The sequence below is a fragment of the Streptomyces sp. NPDC041122 genome, assembly GCF_055592445.1.
This window is the reverse complement of sequence record NZ_JBVIYQ010000004.1, coordinates 470,244-491,618: the sequence shown is the minus strand read 5'-3', so window position 1 is coordinate 491,618 and position 21,375 is coordinate 470,244. Positions and strand designations below refer to the sequence as shown.

General features: G+C 68.5%; 20 protein-coding genes and 2 pseudogenes. 12 read left to right on the top strand and 10 right to left on the bottom strand.

Features of this window, described 5'->3' with window-relative positions; all coding sequences use genetic code 11:
- Positions 1–269: 269 nt before the first annotated feature.
- Positions 270–794: an RICIN domain-containing protein gene (locus ACZ6B8_RS18305; protein ID WP_471607838.1), complete on the top strand. Its 525-nt coding sequence runs from the start codon at positions 270–272 to the stop codon at positions 792–794.
- Between the two features lie 626 nt (positions 795–1,420).
- Positions 1,421–2,059: a TMEM175 family protein gene (locus ACZ6B8_RS18300; protein WP_471607837.1), complete on the top strand. Its 639-nt coding sequence runs from the start codon at positions 1,421–1,423 to the stop codon at positions 2,057–2,059.
- A gap of 675 nt (positions 2,060–2,734) precedes the next feature.
- Here the strand turns inward: ACZ6B8_RS18300 and ACZ6B8_RS18295 are convergent.
- Positions 2,735–3,748, bottom strand: coding sequence for an NADPH:quinone reductase (locus ACZ6B8_RS18295; RefSeq protein ID WP_471607836.1), 1,014 nt, complete (start codon positions 3,746–3,748; stop codon positions 2,735–2,737).
- 243 nt (positions 3,749–3,991) lie between these two features.
- Here ACZ6B8_RS18295 and tpg point away from each other — a divergent pair.
- A pseudogene (tpg, locus tag ACZ6B8_RS18290) lies at positions 3,992–4,440 on the top strand (telomere-protecting terminal protein Tpg).
- 109 nt (positions 4,441–4,549) lie between these two features.
- Here the strand turns inward: tpg and ACZ6B8_RS18285 are convergent.
- Entirely contained in the window at positions 4,550–5,011 is a 462-nt protein-coding gene (locus ACZ6B8_RS18285; RefSeq protein ID WP_471082926.1) for a hypothetical protein, read from the bottom strand.
- Between the two features lie 299 nt (positions 5,012–5,310).
- Between ACZ6B8_RS18285 and ACZ6B8_RS18280 the strand changes: the two genes are divergently transcribed.
- The 3 genes from ACZ6B8_RS18280 to ACZ6B8_RS18270 all read left to right on the top strand — a co-directional run bounded on the left by ACZ6B8_RS18280 (position 5,311) and on the right by ACZ6B8_RS18270 (position 5,992).
- Positions 5,311–5,496, top strand: coding sequence for a hypothetical protein (locus ACZ6B8_RS18280; protein ID WP_471082929.1), 186 nt, complete (start codon positions 5,311–5,313; stop codon positions 5,494–5,496).
- Between the two features lie 154 nt (positions 5,497–5,650).
- Positions 5,651–5,839: a hypothetical protein gene (locus tag ACZ6B8_RS18275; RefSeq protein ID WP_471082932.1), complete on the top strand. Its 189-nt coding sequence runs from the start codon at positions 5,651–5,653 to the stop codon at positions 5,837–5,839.
- Between the two features lie 15 nt (positions 5,840–5,854).
- Complete coding sequence (locus ACZ6B8_RS18270; RefSeq protein ID WP_471082935.1) at positions 5,855–5,992, top strand: hypothetical protein; 138 nt, start codon at positions 5,855–5,857, stop codon at positions 5,990–5,992.
- Between the two features lie 52 nt (positions 5,993–6,044).
- Here the strand turns inward: ACZ6B8_RS18270 and ACZ6B8_RS18265 are convergent, their stop codons facing one another.
- The 3 genes and pseudogenes from ACZ6B8_RS18265 to ACZ6B8_RS18255 all read right to left on the bottom strand — a co-directional run bounded on the left by ACZ6B8_RS18265 (position 6,045) and on the right by ACZ6B8_RS18255 (position 8,695).
- Positions 6,045–6,440 (bottom strand): GNAT family N-acetyltransferase, encoded by a 396-nt coding sequence (locus tag ACZ6B8_RS18265; protein WP_471082937.1) that lies wholly within the window; start codon positions 6,438–6,440, stop codon positions 6,045–6,047.
- Positions 6,441–6,613: 173 nt separating this feature from the next.
- Positions 6,614–7,036, bottom strand: a complete 423-nt coding sequence (locus ACZ6B8_RS18260) for a DUF4259 domain-containing protein (RefSeq protein ID WP_471607835.1) — start codon at positions 7,034–7,036, stop codon at positions 6,614–6,616.
- A gap of 61 nt (positions 7,037–7,097) precedes the next feature.
- Positions 7,098–8,695: pseudogene (locus ACZ6B8_RS18255) on the bottom strand (ISL3 family transposase).
- Positions 8,696–8,844: 149 nt separating this feature from the next.
- Here ACZ6B8_RS18255 and ACZ6B8_RS18250 point away from each other — a divergent pair.
- Positions 8,845–9,216 carry a hypothetical protein gene (locus ACZ6B8_RS18250; RefSeq protein WP_471607834.1) on the top strand — a complete coding sequence of 124 codons (372 nt, stop codon included), beginning with the start codon at positions 8,845–8,847 and terminating at the stop codon, positions 9,214–9,216.
- Between the two features lie 2 nt (positions 9,217–9,218).
- Here the strand turns inward: ACZ6B8_RS18250 and ACZ6B8_RS18245 are convergent, their stop codons facing one another.
- The 3 genes from ACZ6B8_RS18245 to ACZ6B8_RS18235 form a co-directional block, all read right to left on the bottom strand.
- Positions 9,219–9,983, bottom strand: a complete 765-nt coding sequence (locus ACZ6B8_RS18245) for an IS5 family transposase (protein WP_471607833.1) — start codon at positions 9,981–9,983, stop codon at positions 9,219–9,221.
- A 426-nt stretch (positions 9,984–10,409) separates the two neighbouring features.
- Positions 10,410–11,291, bottom strand: a complete 882-nt coding sequence (locus ACZ6B8_RS18240) for a carbon-nitrogen hydrolase family protein (RefSeq protein ID WP_471607832.1) — start codon at positions 11,289–11,291, stop codon at positions 10,410–10,412.
- Positions 11,292–11,298: 7 nt separating this feature from the next.
- Positions 11,299–12,798, bottom strand: coding sequence for an APC family permease (locus ACZ6B8_RS18235; protein ID WP_471607831.1), 1,500 nt, complete (start codon positions 12,796–12,798; stop codon positions 11,299–11,301).
- A gap of 118 nt (positions 12,799–12,916) precedes the next feature.
- Between ACZ6B8_RS18235 and ACZ6B8_RS18230 the strand changes: the two genes are divergently transcribed.
- Positions 12,917–13,525 (top strand): TetR/AcrR family transcriptional regulator, encoded by a 609-nt coding sequence (locus tag ACZ6B8_RS18230; protein ID WP_471082949.1) that lies wholly within the window; start codon positions 12,917–12,919, stop codon positions 13,523–13,525.
- A 4-nt stretch (positions 13,526–13,529) separates the two neighbouring features.
- Here ACZ6B8_RS18230 and ACZ6B8_RS18225 read toward each other — a convergent pair whose 3' ends face one another.
- The gene (locus tag ACZ6B8_RS18225) at positions 13,530–14,147 is read right to left on the bottom strand and encodes a TetR/AcrR family transcriptional regulator (protein WP_471082952.1); all 618 of its coding nucleotides are present in this window, start codon (positions 14,145–14,147) and stop codon (positions 13,530–13,532) included.
- A 101-nt stretch (positions 14,148–14,248) separates the two neighbouring features.
- On the opposite strand from ACZ6B8_RS18225, the gene ACZ6B8_RS18220 reads away from it, so the two are divergent.
- Positions 14,249–15,538: an MFS transporter gene (locus tag ACZ6B8_RS18220; protein WP_471607830.1), complete on the top strand. Its 1,290-nt coding sequence runs from the start codon at positions 14,249–14,251 to the stop codon at positions 15,536–15,538.
- A gap of 62 nt (positions 15,539–15,600) precedes the next feature.
- Positions 15,601–17,907 carry a glycoside hydrolase family 3 C-terminal domain-containing protein gene (locus ACZ6B8_RS18215; protein WP_471607829.1) on the top strand — a complete coding sequence of 769 codons (2,307 nt, stop codon included), beginning with the start codon at positions 15,601–15,603 and terminating at the stop codon, positions 17,905–17,907.
- Between the two features lie 15 nt (positions 17,908–17,922).
- Here ACZ6B8_RS18215 and ACZ6B8_RS18210 read toward each other — a convergent pair whose 3' ends face one another.
- Entirely contained in the window at positions 17,923–18,849 is a 927-nt protein-coding gene (locus ACZ6B8_RS18210; protein WP_471082961.1) for a formylglycine-generating enzyme family protein, read from the bottom strand.
- A gap of 83 nt (positions 18,850–18,932) precedes the next feature.
- On the opposite strand from ACZ6B8_RS18210, the gene ACZ6B8_RS18205 reads away from it, so the two are divergent.
- Positions 18,933–19,502: a PadR family transcriptional regulator gene (locus ACZ6B8_RS18205; RefSeq protein ID WP_471082964.1), complete on the top strand. Its 570-nt coding sequence runs from the start codon at positions 18,933–18,935 to the stop codon at positions 19,500–19,502.
- Entirely contained in the window at positions 19,499–21,262 is a 1,764-nt protein-coding gene (locus ACZ6B8_RS18200; protein WP_471082967.1) for a sulfatase, read from the top strand. The genes ACZ6B8_RS18205 and ACZ6B8_RS18200 overlap by 4 nt, the downstream gene beginning before the upstream one ends.
- The last annotated feature ends 113 nt before the right edge of the window (positions 21,263–21,375 follow it).

The following is a 21,375-nucleotide window of genomic DNA, read 5'->3' as shown; positions in this document are numbered from 1 at the left end:
GCATCAGCTCGAGTCGCCTTCGCGGCCCGAAAGATCGGTGCGGCCAAAGGCAAGAGGAGCAGCCCATAGCGATGAACGGCTCGACGGCCAAGGTCGGAGAATTCCTGCTGAGGAGGCGGCTGAACGAGGCCGCAATCGCCTGTGCCCTGGACTACGAACCCCGCAGGACGCCGGAGCCGGACGGGGGTCGGGCTGTGCGGCGGGCCCGACAGGGTCCGCCGCACCGTTCCGGGACTGGTGTGGGACGGCGGCGCGGGAGCTCGCTCTTGGTGGCAGTGGCCGCGACGTGTGCATTCGCCGGTTCCACCGCCTCGGCGACGGCCGAGCCGCAGTCCCCGAGCGGGAGCTCGACCATCTACACCATCGTCAGCAAAAGCAGCGGCAAAGACTTGGACGTCAGCGGAAGCGTCCACAGCGGTGCCCCCTTGATCGTCTACCACGACCACAACGGCACCAACCAGCACTTCCGTAGCGTCGGTGACTCGGTCGAGAATCCCAATCAGTTCGAGATCCAGACGGTCGATCCGAGCAGTGGACTGATCTACCGCGTCTGGGGGGACTCCAACCCGGGCAGCGATTTCGGTCCCGCGTCGGTGCAACTGTGCAATGGGAGCCAGGCGGAGCAATTCACTTCCACCTCATCGAGCGATGTGCTGTACATCGCGTTCTCGAACATCGAGGACCACCACTGCCTGGACGTGCGGGACGACGGCCACGCCGACGGGACACAGGTCGGTTTGTACGCCTGCGGGAACAACCAGGCGAACCGGCTCTGGCGCCTGAAGAAGCAGTAGCCGATCTCCACGCCGGGACGGCCATACTCAGTCGGCTCGGGGCGAGGCTTCGGTACGTGGGCACCGCACGGCGGCCGCGGGCCAAGTCCTCCAGGCCGCTGTCATCCTCACCTGTACGACCGTTCTCGACCTGCTTGGTGAGGAACCCAACACAGCGCTGGGGCGTCGGTCGCCGCTCGTGTGCGGGCCGCGGTACGGGTCATGAGGTTGAGGCACCTCACCTCAACCTCATGACCCGTACCGCGAACAGCACCTTGCACTCCAGCTGTGGATCGTGATCTTCATCGTTGTGTGATCGAACGCTCTGCTTGGCGGGTCAGCGGTTGGACTGGCGGGCCTGAGCACGCCAGTTGGCGGATTGTGACTCTGCCAGGCACGTGACACGTGGTCGCGATAATTGGCGCCGGAGGTTGCCGGTGGTCCCGTTTCGAGGGACCAGTCACTCACTCACCTCGGCCGGGAGCTCTGCGGCCATGATTCGAAGGCGGGTAGCGAGTGCGGAATCGGTTCGTTCCAGCTCGGCCACCACGTGCGACATTCAGCAATAGTCGGCCACCCACAGGCGAAGCCGCCCAATCCCTGGCCGATGCATCGCAGCCTGGGCACAACGCCCTACTGTCGTCGACATGACGGACCCCGTGCCAGAGACGCACACACACGAGAACGCCCCGGGCGCGTCACGCCTGGTCACTCTGTCCGATGGCATATATGCCATCGCGATGACACTGCTCGTCATCAATGTGGTGGTCCCCGCACATATGGACGACGCCGCATTCCACAAGGCCCTGAGCGATGCGCTGCCCAGCCTCGGCGCCTTCGCACTCAGCTTCACCCTCATCGCCGGATTCTGGCGTGACCACCGCCGCATCCTCACCGCACTACCCATCGAGACGGCCGTGGTCACCCGCCTGATCCTCCTCGGTCTCGGCCTGGTCGCGCTGCTGCCCTTCCCCACTGGACTCCTGGCCGCGTACGCCTCTCAGCCCGAGGCCGTCGCCCTCTACGCGGGTGCCATGGCCGCGATCCACGCGGTGCACGCAACCCTGCTGCTGCTCACGCAACACCAAGTACACCCCTCGCCCGCGTCATCCGCCGCCATGGCACGCCGCCGCTTCACAGCGCAACTCGGTTCCAGCGTTCTGATCTTTGGCCTCTCCATTCCCTTGGCCTTCGTCAGCACGGAAGCAGCCATGTGGTTCTGGCTCACGCTCATCCCCGCCCACTACGTCCTCGGCCACTACCGGCGTCGACGCCCGCACCAGTGAGTCCCCTGGCCCGAGCACGACCCAGTCAGAGGCCACCCGCCAGCCACCGCTCCGCACGCCCCGGCTTCGCCCTTGGCCACGACTCGATCAACCCCTGGTGCCCTTTGCGCTGTCTCCACCGGTGGCATCGTTGATCAGGCTGATCCCTGAGGACCAGACCGCGGTTACGTCCAATGGGACAGGGCCAGCCAGTGCGCTTGCGAGTGGTGGATTGCGGGGAGGTCCGTGCCGTCATCTGTTCGTGCGTACCGGAAGGGAGTGTCTGCCTTCAGACCGTCCTTTGTGCGGTGGAGACCGTCGAATTGCAGGCAGCGGACGGTGCCCGAGGCGGGTTCCTTCCCGGGGAGGCGAGTAGGAGGCGGCTCAGTGGCTCGGTCGGTCGTGTCCGCGGACGCAAGCTTCGTCACGGTGGAGGACAGGCCGGAACCGGCGACGAGTCCCTGGTCGCGGGAGCAGGGTGCCTCGCGCCGGGTGCGGAACGTGACTTGACTCCCCCGCGAGCCCAGAGAGTCGCCGCAGCAGCGCTCGCCTGCGGTGCGGTGATCTCGGATCGAGCAAGGCTAACCGTCGCGTGAAACTGCCTCGTGGTCGTGCCATCAACTGAGATCGAGTGAAATCTGCCAACTCCGTTGCGACGGGACACAGGTACACCCCGCCGAGCAGGCGGTGCCACGGTCACGGGATGTCGAGCAGGACCTTCCCCACGACACCCTGCTCAAGCGCGGCGTGGGCGTCGGCGACGCGCTCCAGCTCGAAGTGGTGCAGCGGCAGCCCGGCTTCCTCGCCCACTCGCAGCGCCCGCGCACCTACGGCGGCCGCGACGTCGGTGAGTGCCTGCTGCTTCGCCGCGGGTGGCACGGTGTAGACGAAGACGCTCTGCCAGCGCAGGTTCGCCGACAGCGAGGAGAGCACCGGGACGGACAGCCGCTCGCCCTCGCCACCCGAGTAGTAGGCCACCACAGCGCCCCGGGCGGCCACGGCGATGTCGAGCTCAGAGTTGGCGCCCGGTGCGACCTCCACGACGATGTCGACGCCCTCGGGGGCGAAGTCCAGGATCTCTGCGGCCGCGTCCTGCGTGCGGTAGTCGACCACCTGGTGGGCGCCGGCCGCGCGCGCCAGTGCGGCCTTGACTAGGCTGCTGACTGTGGTGATGACGCGTGCTCCGGCCCAGTGGGCGAGTTGGATGGCAGCGTTGCCGACAGCGCCGGCGCCGCCCGCCACTAGCACGGTGGAGCCCCGCAGGGTGCCGGGCGCGATACGCCCCGGTCCGCCATCATGAACGGTCAGCGCGCGGTGGGCGGTCAGGGCCGGGACGCCCAGGGCGGCGCCGAGTTCGAACGGAGCGTGGTCGGGCAGGGCCACGGCATGCCGGCCCGGGACGAGTGTGTACTGCTGTGCCGTCCCCCAGGGCCGCTCCCACGCGGCCTCCCAGATCCACACCCGCTGTCCGAGCCGCTCCGGGTCGACCTGTGAACCAACGGCATCGATCACCCCGGCCCCGTCCTGGTGGGGCACCTGCTCGTCCATGCCCTGCGGCAGCGCTCGTCTGCGGCTACGCCAGTCGGTGGGGTTGACGCCAGAGACATGTACGCGGATCCGTACCTCGCCGGGGCCGGGCTCCGGCACCGGACGCTCGACGAGCTTGAGGACCTCGGGGCCGCCGGCAGCGGTCCGGATGACGGACTTCATCTCCTACCCTTCCTTCGATCGCCCCTGGAGACAGTCGGCCGGCACCCGGGGATGACGCCGCTCTGTAGCGGGCACCCTCTGAACCCCCTTGCGGTGCGGGGTATTCCGGGCGTCTCGACGGTCTCTGCAGGGAACCTGGCATTACCGGGTCACACAGTGCGTCGCCCGCGGAGGCGCACAGACCGCGCGGTGGTCGGACGCCCTCCGACCCGTGGGCCCGGTCTGGACGAAGGGGAGTAGCCCGTGGGGGAGATCGAGGACGCCATCGAGCGCGCCGACCGGGAAGCGTTCACCAAGGACCCGCCCAAGACCCTCGAGGGCCAAATCCGCTATCTGTTGCAGCAGCTGGGCAGCGCCCGCGCGGTCGCGGCTGAGCTCGGAGTGACCGCGGACTCGGTGAACCGCTACCGGCGCGGGGCCCGCAAGCACGCCCGTGCCGACGTCGCCGCGAAGATCGATGCACCGCGCCCGTCGGCACGACCGACGACGGATGCTTCCGCCGCCTGACCGTGCACCTGCCCGCGGCCTACGCGCAGCGCCTCTTCGACGCCCGCGACGCCGGAGCCAGCGACCAGCAGATGCGCGGAATCATCGCTGAGGGATTCAAGGAAGTCTATTTCCAGGACGGCGGCGCCCGGGCTGCGGAACTATCGGACGTGGAAATCAACGACATCGACTACCTGGATATCTAATTCTGAATTCCGAGCGAAAAAATCGTGACCACAGAATTCCCGTCGAGCTGAAGCACGATAGTTGTCACAAAGGCGGGGTTGTTGTCACTGAGGCCGGCGGGCGTCTTCTTCATAGAGAGCCCTGCGCGCCGGACTCGGCGTCGTGCCCCTCGACGAGCCTGCGGGGTCGGCGCTCCGGAAGCCGTGTGATCGCGGCGCTCACTGCCAGCCCGAGCGTGACACCGACAGCGGCGGCGAAACTCTGCGCCCAGGCATCGTCGAGGGAGCCGGGCAGGACGGCGCTGGTGAGCCGGGTGGCACCCCACAAGACTGCTACCGCAACCAGTGCGGCTGGCCAGCAGTGTGGTACCCCGTCGCTGATGTCGTCGACGATATAGAAGAGGAGCAGCAGCGCCATGAGGAAGCTGCCGTCGAAATCATCCCAGCCGAGCGCGGTGAACCCGGCCCCGAAGGCAAGCGCGAACAGCCAGAGCCCCACCAGTCGCCGGACGGACGTGGGCGGCTGTCTCCTCGCACCATGCCAAGGCCAAAAGAACCGTGTGATGTGCTGGACGATCGCGTACTTCTGCATGACTCGCGTCCTGATCCCCCGGGTAGCCGACTCCTGTCGGCGCTCAGTGGTAGGACGCGCAGGAGCAGGACGCGGTTGTGGTGAAGTGTCGCCGCATGGAACCGCCTCGGGGCGCCAGAGTCTGTCGATCTTCGCTCCTGGTGACAGAAGGGGTGCCGAGTGAGCATGTGTGACAAGCCGCGTGCTTCGCTGGTGACAACCAGGCCGCTTCGACGGTCCTGTACACCGGTTCTTCTGGCTCCCCTGGTGACAACTTCCGTGCTTAGGCTCACCCGTCCTTCGACCGCGGCAAGAGCTCCTTGCTCGATGGCGACCACAATGTTGTCCGCATCGCCGACGCGCTGCGCTCCAGCCCGCACATCACCTTCGTCGCCCCGGCCGCGCCCGGCGACGAGGCGGTCTGGTTCCGTGACGCCGCCGGCACCGGCTTCGAGGTCTCACTTGCTGCCGTGGAGCCGGACCCCGACGGCGGGCGGGTGGCCTGACGGGCGGATTCTGATTCGGAACGCTAGTTGCGAGGAGGTTGTTGCTCCTGTCGCCTCCGGCGGGCTGCTGTGGTGCGAACCTGTCCCGCCGGGTTCCGCCGGCGGGTTCTGGGGGGCACGCCCCTGTGCCCGGGGGGCCCCGCGCCGGAGTGCGATGACGGCAGCGGCAGCGGCGGCTAAGACAGGGACGGCCGCTGCCAACACCGCCGCGCTGCTCACGGTATTGACCAGCCAGTGCCACACGCTGGCCGCGCGCGCTCCTGGGCCGGGGGCGGGTTCCGGCACGGTGACCTTGACGATCCTGGGCTTCGTCTCGGCCAGCACGCTGTTGCTGTCGCGGTAGTAGGTCGTCGCGGTGATGGCGATGCTGACCGTGCCCGCGCGTTTCACGCTCACGGACCAGGCCCAGCTCCGCTTGTCCGACCGCCGCATCACCGGTTGGCGCTACCGCCTCGCCAGCACCCGGGCCCGGGCCGAAGAGCACATCGCCAGCTGAAGATCTTCCCTCCCGGTCTCCGGACACATCCCCAGGGCCGGGAGGCCCAAGGTCACAAGGCGATCAGCCCTGCCGCCGTCTCTCTAAAGCCGCAGGCATCGAAGTAGAACGATCGCAAGTGCTCTTCGAAGTCGACATGCAGCCACTCACACCCTGCAGCACGGCATCCCTCAGCAGCCGCCTTGACCAGCGCGGCTCCCACCCCGTTCGAACGATTGCGCTGAGCTACGACCGTGTCCAGGACGAACGCATGGACGCCGCCGTCCCAGGCGACGTTAACGAAGCCGACCAAACGATCATCCTCCCAGGCGCAGACCCAGCCGAGGCTGTGACGTTGAAGCCTTGCACGCCAGTCCGTCTGCCCGACCGGATGATCGAACCCTTCGGCATGCAGCTTGTTGAGAGCTGAGTTGTCGACGTCGCCTCGCCACTCACACGTGATCGTCATGATCCGAACCTAGCGACCACACGGAGCCGGACTGCAGGGCGGGCCGACTCACCTACTCTCGGCTGCCGTCAAAACTGCTGAACAACGAATGCGCCGAAGATCGGTAAGTGCTGCTCAAACTCATCGACAACTGCTTTCGCAACTAAGGCTCTGGCCCACTTCCTGTGAGGCGGTCACTTGGAGTGATTGGTGGGTGGTTCCAGGGCGTCAATCACTTGTTGGACTTCGTGGCGCCACTGGTCGGCGTCGTCGCTGTCCACCCAACCTGTTGCCATCTCTGATCCATCTTGAAGTACCCGTTGGAGCGCGAGCAGGGCTGCCGCCCGGAACGACACCGGAAGCTCCGGCAGGGGTTCTTTGGGGCCGTCATCAGGGTCGATATGAATCCGGGCGTCAGGGAGGGCGCTGGCGACGAGGGCCGCAGCAGCGACGGCTTGGATGCCATCTCCGCCGTCCACACGGGCTTTGGCGTTCGTGACGCGTAGAAACGCTTGCGCGAGCACATTGATGATCTGTTGGGAAGACAGCCCCTCAAGTCCATCGACGAAGTCTTCGGCCAGGTCGCTGTCGAACGGACCGGTTCCCCACGTTCCCATGCGCTGCTCCTGATATCGGTATCGCTGGGGAAGGCAGCATTCCAGTAGCCACTGACATCGGTCACGGAGCGAGGAGAACTCGCTTGCGGAGCAAGGCGAATCCGGCGCGGCCGAACATCTGACGCTTGAGCATCTTGATCCGGTTGACATGGCCTTCGACGACGCCGGAGTTCCAGGACAGTGTGAGACCGGCGATGACTGCGTCGAGGTCGCGTTCGAGGTGCTGAGCGAACCGGCTGAGGTGGGCAGGTCGGTGGTGTCTCGGGCGGACTCGATCCACTCCGGCAGTCGGTCTCCCTCCAGCTCGGTGACCATGCGGACGAAGGAGCGTACGTGCTCGGCCAGCGCGGTCATTTCGGGGCAGTTGGCCAGGACCGTCTTGAGCTGAAGTTGGTCGTGTTCGGCCAGGGCGTCGGGGTGGGTGAGGATCCAGCGGGACACGGCGCGGGCTGACGGTGGCCGGGGCCCGATGGGCTGAGGCTTGCCCCGTAGAGTCTTCTTGGCGTAGTCGCGGACGCTGCTGTAACCGTCCGGGTAGCCCTGTTCGCGGATCTCTTCCCAGAGCTTCCAGGCGTTGGTGCAGCCGTCCTGCCACCGTTGGTCGAGGTAGGGCTTGAATCCATCGAGCCTGGTCACACGGTTCCGCCACTGGCCGGTGAACAGCTCCTCCGGGGTGGTGGCGCGGGAGAAGCGCAGGATGGTGTTGAGGCCCATGCCGAGCTGTCGGGCGACGGATCCCTTGCTGTGGCCCGCGGCCAGGAGTGCGTGAACGGTCGCGTGTTTGGCGCGGGTTCGTTCGGCGAACCGGTGGCCCGTCGGCCAGGGCGACGACACCGTCGGCTCCTCCGTCTCCCGCGGTGCGTCCGGCGCCGCAGGCATCGGGCGCAGGCAGCCGCGGTGCCGGTAGACGCACTTCTCGGCGGCTTCACCCAGGTTGTGCCAGAGGTGCCACCGGTCGGCGACCTGGAGGGCCTGCGGGGCGCCGCGGGTGGCGCCGTCGGCGAAGAACGGGGCCCGGTCGCGGCAGATGATCTCGATGCCGGGGCGCTCGGCGAGCCAGGCCGCGAGCGTGTCCGCCTCCCGGTCCGGCAGGAGGTCGATGGGGCGGCGTGTCTCGACGTCGATGAGCACGGTTCCGTAAATGCGGCCCTTGCGCTGGGCGTACTCGTCCACGCCGACCACGCGGGGCACGACGGCGGGCGGCTCCGGGAGCGAAGCGACCAGTCTCAGCAGGGTGTTGCGACTGACCGGAGTGCCGAAGACGTCCGCCATTCGGGCTCCGGCCCGGCCCGTGAGCGCGAGTCCGACCGAGACGAGCGTCGATCGCAGCCGTTCCGTTTGACGGCCGAACCGGCGCGTGAACCCCGAGACCTGCTCGACGAAGGTCCTGCGTGGACAGGACTCCTCTCCGCAGACGAACCGCCGCACTCTCAACGCCACCACAACGAGCCTGCCGACCGATGGCAGATCATGAGGAAACCGCAGATAGGAACCGTGTACGTGCCCCGACCGGCACCCGCACCCCGGGCAGGCCACCTGCCGGACCGTGGTCCGGGCCTCGACCCGGACCACCGCGTCGGTAACCGTGATCGACTCCACCAACACGTCCTCCACCGAGGAGAACAGCAACTCTTCAAGCTGCGGCCGTACTTCGTCCACGGCGCAGCGCTGTTGGCCATGCTGCCCACCGGCCGGGCGATTTTCGGGCGACCTCAGCCACCATCACGAGAAGGCCGATAGTGAGCCCATTCCAACTTCGTGCGGCAGCCGATCGACGCTGTGTCACGGACGTCTGGTAGACCCTGGCTATGACGTTCTTGGCGGTGGTCGAGGGTGATGTGGGCGGATGGCGCATCGATCGAGAAGCGCTGACAGAAGCGATCCGTGCCCGAGGGTCTGAGGCTGAGATCGACTCTATTCACCGCAGTGAAGTGCGCAGCCTCGTATGGCAGTTTGAGACGGAGAACGGCCCAGGTGAGGCGTATCTGCACGAGGACGATACCTGCCTGTACATGGACGTCTCGGAGGAAGACGCGATCTGGTTGGCGATCGTCTTCCGCGGGCTGACACTCCCGGACCTTGACCTGGTGTTCTGCGACGAGGGTTACACGTTCGACGTTCGTCTGCGGGCGGGCATGACCGAGGCCGAATTGACGGACCTGGTCAATGCTGCGGGTTGATCTCAGCCCGAGGCGGCGAGTTGGAGGGCCAGGACGGCTTGGACGAGGCTCGTGATCCGGGTCGTCGAGCAGCGGAGCTTGCGCAGGAGTCGCCAGGACTTGAGGGTGGCAATGGCCTGCTCGACCAATGCACGGATCTTTGCGTGGGACCTGTTGACGGCCTGCTGGCCGGTGGAGAGGCTGTCCCATCGGCCGCGGTAAGGGAGACGGACCGTGCCGCCTGCACCCCGGTAGCCCTTGTCTGCCCAGCAAGCGATGCCGGCCTCGGCGAGTGCCTCGATGATGCTGTGCTCGCGCGCGGCACGGACGTCGTGAACGGCGCCCGCCAAGGCTGGTGGAGCCCATATCAGACGCCCCTGCGGATCAGCTATGACCTGCACGTTCATGCCGTGCTTCTTGTGTTTGCCCGAGTAGAACGGGCGATCGGCGGCGATTCGGTCGATCGGCAGGAGTGTCCCGTCCAGGATCACGTACGCCTTCGTCGACGCCGCTCGTGCGGCTTCGGTGAGGGTGGGAGCGAGGGCGGCCAAGAGGTTGACGGCCTCGGTGATGTATCGGTAGGCAGTGGCGGTGCCGATCCCGAATCCGGCCGCGAGCTGGGCGTAGGGCTGCCCGTTGCGCAGGTGGGCGAGGGTGAGCAGGGCCTGTCGGCCCGCGTTCAGGCGGCGCCATCGTGTTCCGAGAGCGCGGCGGTGTTCCCTCAGCCGGGCGGCGAGGAAGCGCAGGGCAGCGCTGGACACGTCGACGCCGGACGGGTAGACAAGCATGCGAAGCCTCTGGTGGAGACGGTTCTCTTGGTCGAAAACCCATCTACCAGGGGCTTCATCTGTCTGTCAGCCCAACTGCCCCGGCCGTCATGGGAGGTTGGAAAGGGCTCAGTGGTGCTAGCGAGTGGGCCTCGCGGTACCACATGGCGCAGGTAGGCAGAACCGTCTTCTGGTGTCCACAGGGTCCAATTCAATGCTGTTCACGCGGGTTTGGCTTTCGTGGTCCAGGTGCGTCGGCGCTGTTGGTGACACGGACGTGACAGATGTTGACCCCTGTCGGCCTGAGGGGCCGCTGGCGCGGGGCTGATCGGCCGAGTTCCCGCCCATCGGGGCCGGGGACCGGGATCTGCTGAAGTGGGCAAGGGGGTTGGGTGTGGTGAGGAGGGCCGGAGTGGAAGGGACCGGCTCCTACGGGGCGGTCCCCTGTTACGGGGCCTCGCCCTTGAGCCAGTCCGGTGTGTGGATTCCGCTGCCGCCGTACATCGGGAGTTTCACCGACTCGCCGTAGCGGGCGAGTTGGGTCCATGGGCGGTTGATGCCCGCGGAGCCGTAGCTGCGTACCCGGGTGACGGTGTCGAGGTCGAGGACGTCGACGAGGATTTCCTCGCCGGGGCCGGCCTGCTGGCGCACAGTGCCCTCTGGGTCGACGATGACGCTCTGTCCGACCCCGGCCGGGTCGCCGGCGTTGACGTTGACGACGTAGACCTGGTTGGTCCAGGCGTTGGCCCGCGCGCAGACCAGTTCCATCTCCCGGTCGCGGGTGGGGGTGAGGGTGGGCTGGAGGACGATCTCCGCGCCCAGCCAGGCGAGTTGGCGCACCGTTTCGGGAAACGATCCGTCGTAGCAGATGGCCAGGCCCACGCGGCCGGCACCGGGGATGTCGAAGACGGTGAACTCGTGACCGGGGGTGGACTTCTCGTACGGCTGCCAGGGGAAGACCTTGCGGTAGCGGGCGGCGATCTCACCCTTCGGTGAGACGGCCAGGGCGGTGTTGTAGATGTGCCCGTCCTCGGCGCGCTCGTACACGCTTCCCGGCACCAGCCACAGGCCGGTCTCCGTGGCCAGGGCGCAGATCCGGTCGGTGAGCGGGCCCGGGATCGCGACGGCGGCTTGCTCCATCCAGTCGTCGGCGGCCGGCTGGAGCAGGACGCCTTCCGCGGCGAGCAGAAGCTCCGGAGCGATGACGAGTTGGACGTGGGGGAACAGGTCGCGGGTGGTGCGGAGCTGGTCGGCGAAGCGTTGCCAGCTTGCCTCGAGGTCGTGGGGTACGGGGGTGGTCTGCAGGGCGGCGATGGCGAGCGTGCGCATGAGTAGGTCAGTCCTCGGTGATGGTGAGTTCGGCGACCGTGGTGCGGCCGTCGCGGAAGAAGCAGTGGAAGCGGGTGCGGGCGACGGCCAGGGCCAGGGCTCCGGCGGCGATGGAGCCGGCGCCGAGGAGGAAGACGCCGCCGATGCCGTGGAAGGAGGTGCTGCCGTAGGCAGGGTCGTACATGTCGTGGGCGCTGCGGGCGAAGGCGGCCAGCATCATCAGCCCACCGAGCAGGGGCAGGATCCCGCGCAGGAACAGGTCGCGGAGCGAGTTGCGCAGCCGCCTGCGGAAGTACCAGACGCAGGCGAGCGCGGTGGTGCCGTAGTAGCAGGCGATCAGCAGTCCGATGCACAAGATGGCGTCGCCGAGGAAGTCGGCGGAGACGAGTGTGAGCAGGACGAGCAGGCAGGCGGCCGTCGAGCCGATGAAGACGGTTCCGAAGCCGGGGGTGCGGTGCCGGGGATGGATGCGGGTGAAGGCGGACGGCAGGGCGCCGTGGGCGGCCATGGACAGAGTGCCGCGGGAGGAGCCGACGAGGCTGGTGAGCAGGGCGGAGACCGCGGAGACGCAGACGGCCAGCTGCATCACCTTGGCCGGTGCCGTGCCGAGGACCGGTGGGGCGAGGGTGGACAGGATGTCGGCGGCGTTGTCGGGGTTGGCGAGCCCGGTGCCGCCGGTGCCGGTGCCGGCGAAGCTGATCGCTGCGAAGGCGGTGAACAGATAGGTCCCAAGGAGTACGAGGGTGGAGATGACGGCGGCCTGGCCTGAGACGCGTTCCCCGTCGCGGGTCTCCTCGTTCGCGGTGATCAGCGCGTCCCAGCCCCAGTAGATGAACAGGCACAGCATCACCGCCTCGGCGAAGGGGCCGAAGCCGTCGAAGGCGAAGGGGTTGAGCCAGGTCAGGGACGGGGCGGTGGCGCCGTGGCGGGCGAAGGCGGCGGCCCCGAATCCGAGCAGGGCGGTCAACTGCAGGCCGAGCAGTACGTATTGGACGGACGCCGCGAGATGCAGGCCCCGGTAGGCGATCGAGGTGACCGCCGCGAGCAGAGCCACCGCGGTGATCGTCACGGCCAGGCTGCTGCCGGCGAGGGAGTGCAGGCCGAGCAGTTGCAGCAGGTAGGTGGCGCCGACCTGGGAGAGGGCCGTCATCGCGATCAGGGTGGCGACTTGAACCACCCAGCCGCCGGTGAGCCAGCCGGTCAGTGGCCCGAACGCTCGCGTGGTCCAGACGAAGGTGGTGCCGCAGTCCGGCATCTCGCGGTTCAGCTCGCGGAAGGCGAACGCGGTGAGCAGGATCGGGACGAAGCCGAGCAGGAGTGCGGCCGGCGCGAGGTTCCCGACGGTCAGGGTCACGAAGCCGAGGGTGATGGCGATGCTGTAGGCCGGGGCGACGCAGGACAGCCCGAGAGTGACCGACGCGAGCAGGCCCACCGAGCCCCCGCGCAGCCCCTTGCCCGAGCCGGGCGCAGGTCCCGTTCTGGCCCCGGCGTCGATTGGGTTGGGCATGGTGCCTCCGTGGGACGCAGGTTTGTTAAACGCAGATTTAAGACCTGAGGAGCTGGCTGGTCAATAGTTCTCGGGCTATCGTTAAATCTTGATGTAACGGAACTGTGAGGGGATCGGCGTGGCCGCTAGCAAGGGCAGCAGCAAGGAGGCCCGTCGGGCCGAGCTGGGCAAGGCGGTGGAGCGCGCTCTGGTGGCGCGTGGCCTTGAGGGGCTGCGGCTGCGTGATGTCGCGGAAGAGGCGGGGGTCACCCCCGCCGCGGTGCTCTACTACGGCGACCTGGACGCTCTGGTCCACGCGGCCTATCAGCAGGCCATCGAGCGCTACAGCCGGGAACGCGAAGAGGCCGCGAGTCACTTCGCCGACGCCCGCGACCAACTCGGAGCCTGCATCGACAAGGGCGTCGCCAGCGGACCCGACGACGTACTGACCCGGCTGCTCTTCGAGTACTGGCCGCGCTGCCTGCGCGACGCCAAGGCCGCGGCCCTCGACAGTGCGCTGACGGAACGTCAGATCGCCGTCTACTCAGGAATCCTGGTCCTGGGGCAGGCTCAGGGGCATTTCATGCTGCAGGACCCGCCGCGCCTGCTCGCCGCCAGCTTCGTGGCCATGGAGGACGGCTACCAGATGGAAGTCCTCGCAGGCCGCCGCTCCCGCGCCGAAGTGATCACCGCCCTGCGCGCCTACGCCCGCGCGGTGACGGGGCACGGCGTGGCGGGCCATGGCTGAGGTGCTACGTAGTGCGTGATGCGGCGGGGTCCGACGGGCTGGGCGCCGCCACGAGCATCCGCCAGACGCGGCGGACCTGATCGGCCATGTCTATGCCGGGGTCGCTCAGCCACTGGAGTTGGATGCCGTCGGACGCCGCGACGAGGGCCGAGGCGGTGAAGTGCGGATCGAGCCCGGCACTCGCCCGGCCGGCCCGCTGCTCGGCCGCGACGTGCTCGGCGATCGTGGCCCGCAGCAGGGCGAAGCGTTCCCTGAAGTACGTGTGGGCCGGGTGTGCGGGGTCGGTCGAGGCCGCGGCGAGAGTGACGTAGAGGCGTACGCGGGCGGAGTTGGCGGCGTTCGCCGTCAGGGCCCGAGCAAGGAACTCGCCCGGATCACGCACGGCGTCCGGGCCGTGGAAGCGGGCCTCGGCCGCCCGGTCGCTGGCGCGCAGGACTTCGGTCAGCAGGTGGTCCTTGGACTCGAAGTAGTGCATCAATCCGGTCAGGCTGATGTCGCTCTCCTTGGCGACCATCCGCAGCGTGGTGTTCCGCTCGCCCTCGCGGCCGAAGATCTCAAGGGTGGCCTTGAGAATCTCCTCGCGCTTGGCGACCCCCTTGGGGTAGGAGCTTCTGGCTTTCACGCGCCCACCCTATTCCGCCTGCGCAAACCCTTGTCTACGAAAACAGTACGCCGTACTGTTTCTCGCCAGTCGCAGGTGCGGCCCACCGAGAGAAGGTCCCGATGGCGAGACCCCCCCGGGAGCTCCGTGCTCCCTCCGCGTTGCCTGCCGATCCGGCGGGAGCGGCCCCGCAGGTCGACGGCCGGGCGCTGCGGCGCCTCATGGCCTGCATCGGCCCCGCCAACCTCGGCATCGCCCTCGTATGGGGAGCCGTCCCCGGCACCCTCCTGGCCCTCCAGATCCAGCGCACGGCCGGTGAGGAAGCGAAGGTCGGCACGCTCGCGATCGTCACCACGGTGGGCGCGCTCGTCGCGATGGGCGCCCAGCCCGTCGCGGGAGCCGTCTCGGATCGGACCCGCAGCCGCTTCGGGAGGCGCGGGCCCTGGATCGTGGCCGGCACGGCGACCGGTGGCCTGGCCCTGATCGGCATGGCGTTCACCCGCTCCATACCGGCGACGCTGGCCCTCTGGTGCCTGGTGCAGATCGGCTACAACTTCGCGATGGGCCCGCTCTCGGCCGTCATGCCCGATCGGGTGCCGCCGCAGAAGCGGGGCCTGTTCTCCACCGTCTTCGGCCTCGGCGCCATGTGCGGCTCGCTGCTCGGCCAGGTCTTTGCCGCCGTCTTCGAGGACCGGGTCACCACTGCGTACGTAGTGCTCGCCACGCTCGCGACGACCCTGGCGGTCGTCCTCGTGACCCTCAACCCGGACCGCCCGAGCTGGAACGAACCCCAAGAGCCCTTCCGGGCCCGCGAGTTCCTGGGGGTTCTGTTGCCGAACCCGCGCAAACATCCCGACTTCTTCTGGGTGTTCATCGGCAGGCTGTGCCCCAACCTGTCGTACTTCCTGGTCATCGGCTACAAGCTCTACATCCTCCAGGACTACATCGGCCTGCACGACGAGGCCATCGACCACGTCCCCGCACTCGCGCTGAGCGCCGTGGCGGGGCTACTCCCGGCCGCCGCCATCAGTGGGCCCCTGTCGGACCGACTCGGCCGGCGGAAGGTGTTCGTGGTGGCCTCGGCGTCCGTCGTCGGCTGCGCCATGCTCATCCCCTTCGCCGTCCCCACCATGACCGGAATGACCGCGATGGCCTTCCTGGTGGGCATCGGCTTCGGCTGCTTCCAGGGCGTTGACACCGCCCTCATCTCTCAAGTGCTGCCATCCGAGCGGTCCTTCGCCCGCGACCTCGGCGTCGTGAACGTCGCGGCCACCCTGCCGCAGGTCCTTGCTCCCGCCATCGCCGGAGCCGTCGTCCTTTGGCTCGGCGGGTACCGGACGCTTTTCCCCCTCGCCATGGCCTTCGGCCTGCTCGGCGCTGTGGCGGTCCTGCGAGTGAAGGGGGTCCGCTGACCGCCGCCGACCACCGCAACGTCCGCACCGCGCATCAACCCGCAACGCTCCAAGGAGAAAGCATGAACAACCCGAATCTGTCGGCGCAGACGCCCGGCGAGACGGTGGCCGGGCTGAGCCTTGCCGAGAAGGCAGATCTGACCACCGGCGCGGGCTGGTGGCACACCGCCGCACTCCCCGACGCCGGGATCCCGGCGTTCCGCCTCTCGGACGGCCCCCACGGACTGCGGCTGCAGAACGACACCCAGGCCGACCATCTGGGCATCAACGGCAGCGCTCCGGCCACCTGCTTTCCGCCGGCCGTCACCCTGGCCTGCACCTGGGACACCGACCTTGCGGGGCGGGTCGGCGGCGCGCTGGCCCGCGAGTGCCTCGCACACGGTGTGCACGTGCTGCTCGGACCGGGCGTCAACATCAAGCGCAGCCCGCTGTGCGGCCGCAACTTCGAGTACTTCTCCGAAGATCCGCTGCTCAGTGGGGTGTTGGGTGCGGCCTGGGTCAAGGGACTGCAGGCGCAGGGTGTCGGGGCCTCGGTCAAGCATTTCGCCGCGAACAACCAGGAGACCGGCCGCATGTCGGTCAGCGCGGACATCGACGTACGGGCCCTGCGCGAGATCTATCTCCCGGCCTTCCGCCGCGTGGTGACCGAAGCTCGGCCCTGGACCGTCATGTGCGCGTACAACCGGGTCAACGGAGTGCACGCGTCACAGAATCCGTGGCTTTTGACGGACGTCCTGCGCGATGAATGGGGATTCGATGGCGTGGTCGTCTCAGACTGGGGAGCCGTCGTCGACCGGGCGCGGGCCCTCACCGCCGGGCTCGACCTGGAGATGCCGTCCTCCTCCGGCGCCGGCCCCGCCCGGGTCGTCACGGCCGTGGAATCCGGTGAACTTTCCGCGGAAGCACTGGACCGCAGCGCCGCCCGGATCGTGACACTCGCCCGCAAGACGGCCGCGCACGTGCGCCCCGACGCGGCCTTCGACCCGGCCGCCCACCACGACTTGGCCCGCGAGGTCGCCACGCGCGGGGCGGTACTGCTCAAGAACGATGGCGCACTCCTCCCCCTGGACCCCGCCGCCCCCCAACGCATCGCGGTCATCGGCGAGTTCGCGCGCACGCCGCGCTACCAGGGCGAGGGCAGCTCGCGCGTGACCCCGATCCGGCTCGACGACGCACTGACCTCGCTCCGTGAGGCCGCGCCCGCGGCGTACATCTCCTTTGCTCCCGGCTTCCCCGTCGACGCTCCGGACGCCGACGCGGTCGCGCTGCACGAGGAGGCCGTCCGTACGGCCGAGAGCGCGGACGTGGCCGTGCTCTTCCTCGGTCTTCCGCCGAGCCTGGAGTCCGAGGGCTATGACCGTGAGCACATCGAACTCCCCGTCGAGCAGACCCGGTTGCTCGCCTCAGTGATCGCGGTGAACCCGAACACCGTCGTGGTTCTCGCGAACGGTGGTGTGGTCCGCCTGGCCGGGTGGATCGATGCCGTACCGGCCGTCCTGGAGGGCTGGCTGCTCGGTCAGGCCGGCGGCTCGGCCACCGCTGATCTGCTGTTCGGCCGGGAGAACCCGTCGGGGCGTCTCGCGGAGACGATCCCGCAGCGCCTCGCCGACACCCCGGCGTACCTGGCCTGGCCGGGCGAGAAGGGTCATGTCAGGTACAGCGAGGGCTTGTTCGTCGGCTATCGCCACTACGATGCCCGCGACATGGCGGTCTCTTTCCCCTTCGGGCACGGCCTCTCGTACACCACCTTCGCCTACGCGGACCTGCGGGTCGCCTCGGACGCCGCCGGGATCGACGTCACCGTGGCCGTCACCAACGCCGGAAAGCGGGCCGGTCACGAGGTCGTCCAGGTGTACGTGGCCGCGCCGGGGGAGCGGGCCCGGCGCCCAGTGAGGGAGTTGAAGGGTTTCGCCACCGTGTGGCTCACGCCTGGCGAGACCCAGGACGTCACCGTCCGTGTCACTCGCGCCGACCTCGCCTATTTCGACACCGCAGCCGACACCTGGCTCGTCGAGGACGCCGACCACCGCATCGACGTCGGGGCCTCCAGCCGAGACATCCGGCTGAGCGCGACGGTCCCGGTCACCGGCGACACCTACGCCGAGCAGCCGGACGCCGACTCGACCGTCGAGGTGTGGCTCGCCCACCCCGTGGGCGGCCCGGCCGTCGAGGCACTGCTGCGCCGGATCCAGAAGTCCATGGGCGACGCCTACCCCAAGGAGGGAAGTCCCCGCCACCGGATGGTGGCCAACATGCGCCTCAGCCAGCTCGCCGGGCTCCCGATCGTCCCCCTGGGCTTCGACGACGTACAGGAACTGGTCGAGACGGTGAGGTCGGCCACGGGCACGGGGAGCAAGGAGACCTTCTGACCCCGGCGTCACCCCTCAGGCGGCGACCGTCCGGAAGCCGCAGTTTCCGCTGCTGGAGGCGGCCGTGTTGGCCGAGCGGGCGGCCACGCGGTAGCGGTGGCAGTAGGTGTGATGGCACAGGTAGGAGCCGCCGCGCATGACACGGCGCTCGCCGCTCCGCGGCCCCTTGGGGTCGGCGGTGGGGGAGCGGGCGTAGTAGTCGGGGGCGAACCAGTCCGCGCACCACTCCCAGACGTTCCCGGCGACTTCATACAGGCCGTGGCCGTTGGGTGGGTACGTGCGGACCGGCGCGGTCGCCAGCCAGCCGTCCGCTCCGGTGTTGGCGTACGGGAACGTTCCCTGCCAGATGTTGCACAACCACCGTCCTTCGGGAATGAGTTCGTCTCCCCATGCGAAGCGGCGGCCCTCGAGTCCGCCGCGGGCCGCGTACTCCCACTCGGCCTCGGTCGGCAGTCGGCGGCCCGCCCACGCGCAGTACGCCAGAGCGTCGTCCCATGCCACGTGCACCGCCGGGTGGTCCGGCTCCGCGGTGGACAGCCGTCCATGGGGGTGGCGCCAGTCGGCTCCCCGTACGTCCAGCCACCAGGGGGCGGCGGGGTCGTTCCCGATGATGTCGGCCCGCTCGGCGGCGACGGCCAGGTGGAACACGGCGGAGTGGCCCTCCCGTTCGGCGACGGTCACGTACGCGGTGTCGTCGACGAAGGCCCGGAACATCGCCACGGTCACGGTCGTGACGTCGATCGCGAACGGGGTGACGCGCACAGGGTGCACCGGCTGTTCACCGTCCGCCGGATAGCCCTCGCCGAAGGAGTCGCCCATTAGAAACTCGCCGCCGGGCAGGCCAACTTGGGGATGCGTGGGCGGCACGCCGGCCGGGGCGGGCAGCGGGCCGGTGGAGCAGATCCGGGTTTCCGGTACGCAACATCCCATTGACGTCTCCATGACGTGAGTATATGAATTCTCACCTAGGTGAAAGTGCACATATAAATGTCGCACACAGCTTCCGCACAAGGGAGTCCACGTCCGTGAAGTTCGAGTACGTCCTGCTCGGCCTGCTGGCCCGTCGCCCCTACAGCGGGTACGACCTGCGCAAGTGGCTCGAGGTCGAGGGGCAGTTCCTGTGGACGCGAGCCCACCACAGCCAGATCTACCGCAAGCTCGGGCAGATGGAGGCCGACGGCTGGGTGCGCCACGACGTCGACGCGCGCGAAGGTCGCCCGGACGCCAAGGTGTACCGGCTCACGCCGCGCGGGCGCGAGGTCCTCCTGCAATGGGTGCGCTCGCCCTACGAGCCGCCCAGCCGCTTCCAGGAGATCGACTTCCTCGCGCGGTTCAGCGTCGCGGCGCCCCTCGACAAGGACGCCGCGATCCGGATCGTCGGAACCGAACTCGATCACCGCCGCGCGCAGATCGCCAAGAACCGGGACCGCGACCGCACCCTGCACTACGAGGACCCGGCACCCGGCCTCGACCAGGACCTCGACCTGCAGGTCCACGAGGCCCTCCACACGCTCGGCGCGGCCGCCATGGACCGCTGGGTCGCCTGGCTGCAGCGGACTCTGCGCAACCTGACAGAAGGGAAACCCGTCCGATGAGGGCGATCATGGTGATGTTCGACAGCCTCAACCGGCACATGCTGCCGCCGTACGGAGGCGATTGGACCCACGCACCGAACTTCGCCCGCCTCGCGGAGCGGGCCGTCACCTTCGACAATGCGTACGCCGGGTCGATGCCCTGCATGCCGGCCCGCCGCGAGATCCACACCGGGCGGCACAACTTCCTGCACCGCAGCTGGGGCCCCCTTGAGCCGTTCGACGACTCGATGCCCGAACTCCTCAAGCAGAACGGCGTCTACACCCACCTCGTCAGCGACCACCCGCACTACTGGGAGGACGGCGGCGCCACCTACCACAGCCGCTACAACACCTGGGAGTTCTTCCGCGGCCAGGAGGGTGACCCCTGGAAGGGCCAGGTGTCCGACCCGGAGATACCCGACGACCTGAAGCGGATGCGGTTCGGCTCCTACCGCCAGGACTGGGTGAACCGGCCCCACATGGCGACGGAGGACCGGCACCCGCAGACCCTCACCTTCGACGCGGGCCTGGAGTTCGTGCGGACGAACCAGGACGCCGACCGGTGGTTCGTGCAGATCGAGACCTTCGACCCGCACGAGCCGTTCTTCAGCCACCAGCCCTACAAGGACCTCTACCCTCACGACTACGACGGCCCGCACTTCGACTGGCCCGACTACAAGCGTGTGGTCGAGACCGATGGCCAGGTGGAGCACGCCCGCTTCGAGTACGGGGCGCTCCTGTCGATGTGCGACCACTCGCTCGGCCGGGTCCTGGACACCATGGACGAGCTGGAGCTGTGGGACGACACCCTGCTGATCGTCAACACCGACCACGGGCTGCTGCTGGGGGAGAAGGGCTGGTGGGGCAAGAGCGTCCAGCCATGGTTCAACGAACTGGTCCATCTGCCGCTGTTCGCCTGGGACCCGCGCAACCGCGCCGCGGGCCAGCGGCGTTCGGCGCTGGTGCAGACCGTGGACGTGGCGCCGACGTTGCTGGAGTTCTTCGGCGTCGACCGTCCCACCGACATGCAGGGAGCGCCACTCCCGGTCGCCCACGACACCCCGGTGCGGGAGGCGGGCCTGTTCGGCATCCACGGCGGACACGTCAACATCACGGACGGCCGCTACGTCTACATGCGGGCACCCGCCTCACCCGACAACGCGCCCTTGTACGAACACACCCTGATGCCGACCCACATGCGGGGCCGCTTCTCACCCGCCGAACTTGTGGACCTGGAACTGGCCGAGCCGTTCGGATTCACCAAGAACGTGCGCACCCTGCGTGTGCCGGGCCGCACCCTCGTCAACCCCTACCACCACGGCACGCTCCTCTTCGACCTGGAAACCGCCCCCGACCAGAGCACTCCGCTGATCGACGACGCAGCCGAACTGCGCATGGCCACCCTGCTGGTGGAGCTGATGCGGGCCAACGACGCCCCGCCCAGCCAGTACGAACGCCTCGGCCTGCCCGCCCTTGGACCGGTCACCGAGCAGCACTTGCTGGTCCGCTCCCAGCGTGAGCAGGCGGAGCGTGCCGCGCAGCCACTGCCGCGGGCCGAGGACTATCCGCAGGGCCGCCTCTCGCTGCGCACCCCACTCAAGGCACTGATCTCCGATCCGGTCGCCGTCGAGGTGCTGCGCACCCACCTGCCCGGTGTCGCCGACTCGGAGCTGCTGCAGATGATCGGCGCGACACCGCTCATCGACGTCGCCGCCATGGCGGGTGCGCTGTTCCCGCCCCCGAGTCTCCACAGGGTCGCCGAGGAACTCGCCCAACTCTGAGACAGCTGCGGTCACTTGAGCCGGTGACGGGGTTGCAGCCCCGCCACCGGCGTACGACCTCCCCTTCCCGCAGACCTCCCGCGAAGAAAGTCACAGAGAAGAGAGACGGCCCG

Excerpts from the sequence above, each read along its gene's own strand:
- ACZ6B8_RS18215 (WP_471607829.1), top strand. The coding sequence starts at position 15,601 with ATGAACAACCCGAATCTGTCGGCGCAGACGCCCGGCGAGACGGTGGCC.
- ACZ6B8_RS18250 (WP_471607834.1), top strand. The coding sequence starts at position 8,845 with ATGACGTTCTTGGCGGTGGTCGAGGGTGATGTGGGCGGATGGCGCATC.
- ACZ6B8_RS18285 (WP_471082926.1), bottom strand. The coding sequence starts at position 5,011 with ATGCAGAAGTACGCGATCGTCCAGCACATCACACGGTTCTTTTGGCCT.
- ACZ6B8_RS18235 (WP_471607831.1), bottom strand. The coding sequence starts at position 12,798 with ATGCCCAACCCAATCGACGCCGGGGCCAGAACGGGACCTGCGCCCGGC.
- ACZ6B8_RS18240 (WP_471607832.1), bottom strand. The coding sequence starts at position 11,291 with ATGCGCACGCTCGCCATCGCCGCCCTGCAGACCACCCCCGTACCCCAC.
- ACZ6B8_RS18265 (WP_471082937.1), bottom strand. The coding sequence starts at position 6,440 with ATGACGATCACGTGTGAGTGGCGAGGCGACGTCGACAACTCAGCTCTC.
- ACZ6B8_RS18200 (WP_471082967.1), top strand. The coding sequence starts at position 19,499 with ATGAGGGCGATCATGGTGATGTTCGACAGCCTCAACCGGCACATGCTG.
- ACZ6B8_RS18260 (WP_471607835.1), bottom strand. The coding sequence starts at position 7,036 with ATGGGAACGTGGGGAACCGGTCCGTTCGACAGCGACCTGGCCGAAGAC.
- ACZ6B8_RS18300 (WP_471607837.1), top strand. The coding sequence starts at position 1,421 with ATGACGGACCCCGTGCCAGAGACGCACACACACGAGAACGCCCCGGGC.
- ACZ6B8_RS18210 (WP_471082961.1), bottom strand. The coding sequence starts at position 18,849 with ATGGAGACGTCAATGGGATGTTGCGTACCGGAAACCCGGATCTGCTCC.
- ACZ6B8_RS18220 (WP_471607830.1), top strand. The coding sequence starts at position 14,249 with ATGGCGAGACCCCCCCGGGAGCTCCGTGCTCCCTCCGCGTTGCCTGCC.
- ACZ6B8_RS18245 (WP_471607833.1), bottom strand. The coding sequence starts at position 9,983 with ATGCTTGTCTACCCGTCCGGCGTCGACGTGTCCAGCGCTGCCCTGCGC.
- ACZ6B8_RS18270 (WP_471082935.1), top strand. The coding sequence starts at position 5,855 with ATGGCGATGCTGACCGTGCCCGCGCGTTTCACGCTCACGGACCAGGCC.
- ACZ6B8_RS18275 (WP_471082932.1), top strand. The coding sequence starts at position 5,651 with ATGACGGCAGCGGCAGCGGCGGCTAAGACAGGGACGGCCGCTGCCAAC.
- ACZ6B8_RS18295 (WP_471607836.1), bottom strand. The coding sequence starts at position 3,748 with ATGAAGTCCGTCATCCGGACCGCTGCCGGCGGCCCCGAGGTCCTCAAG.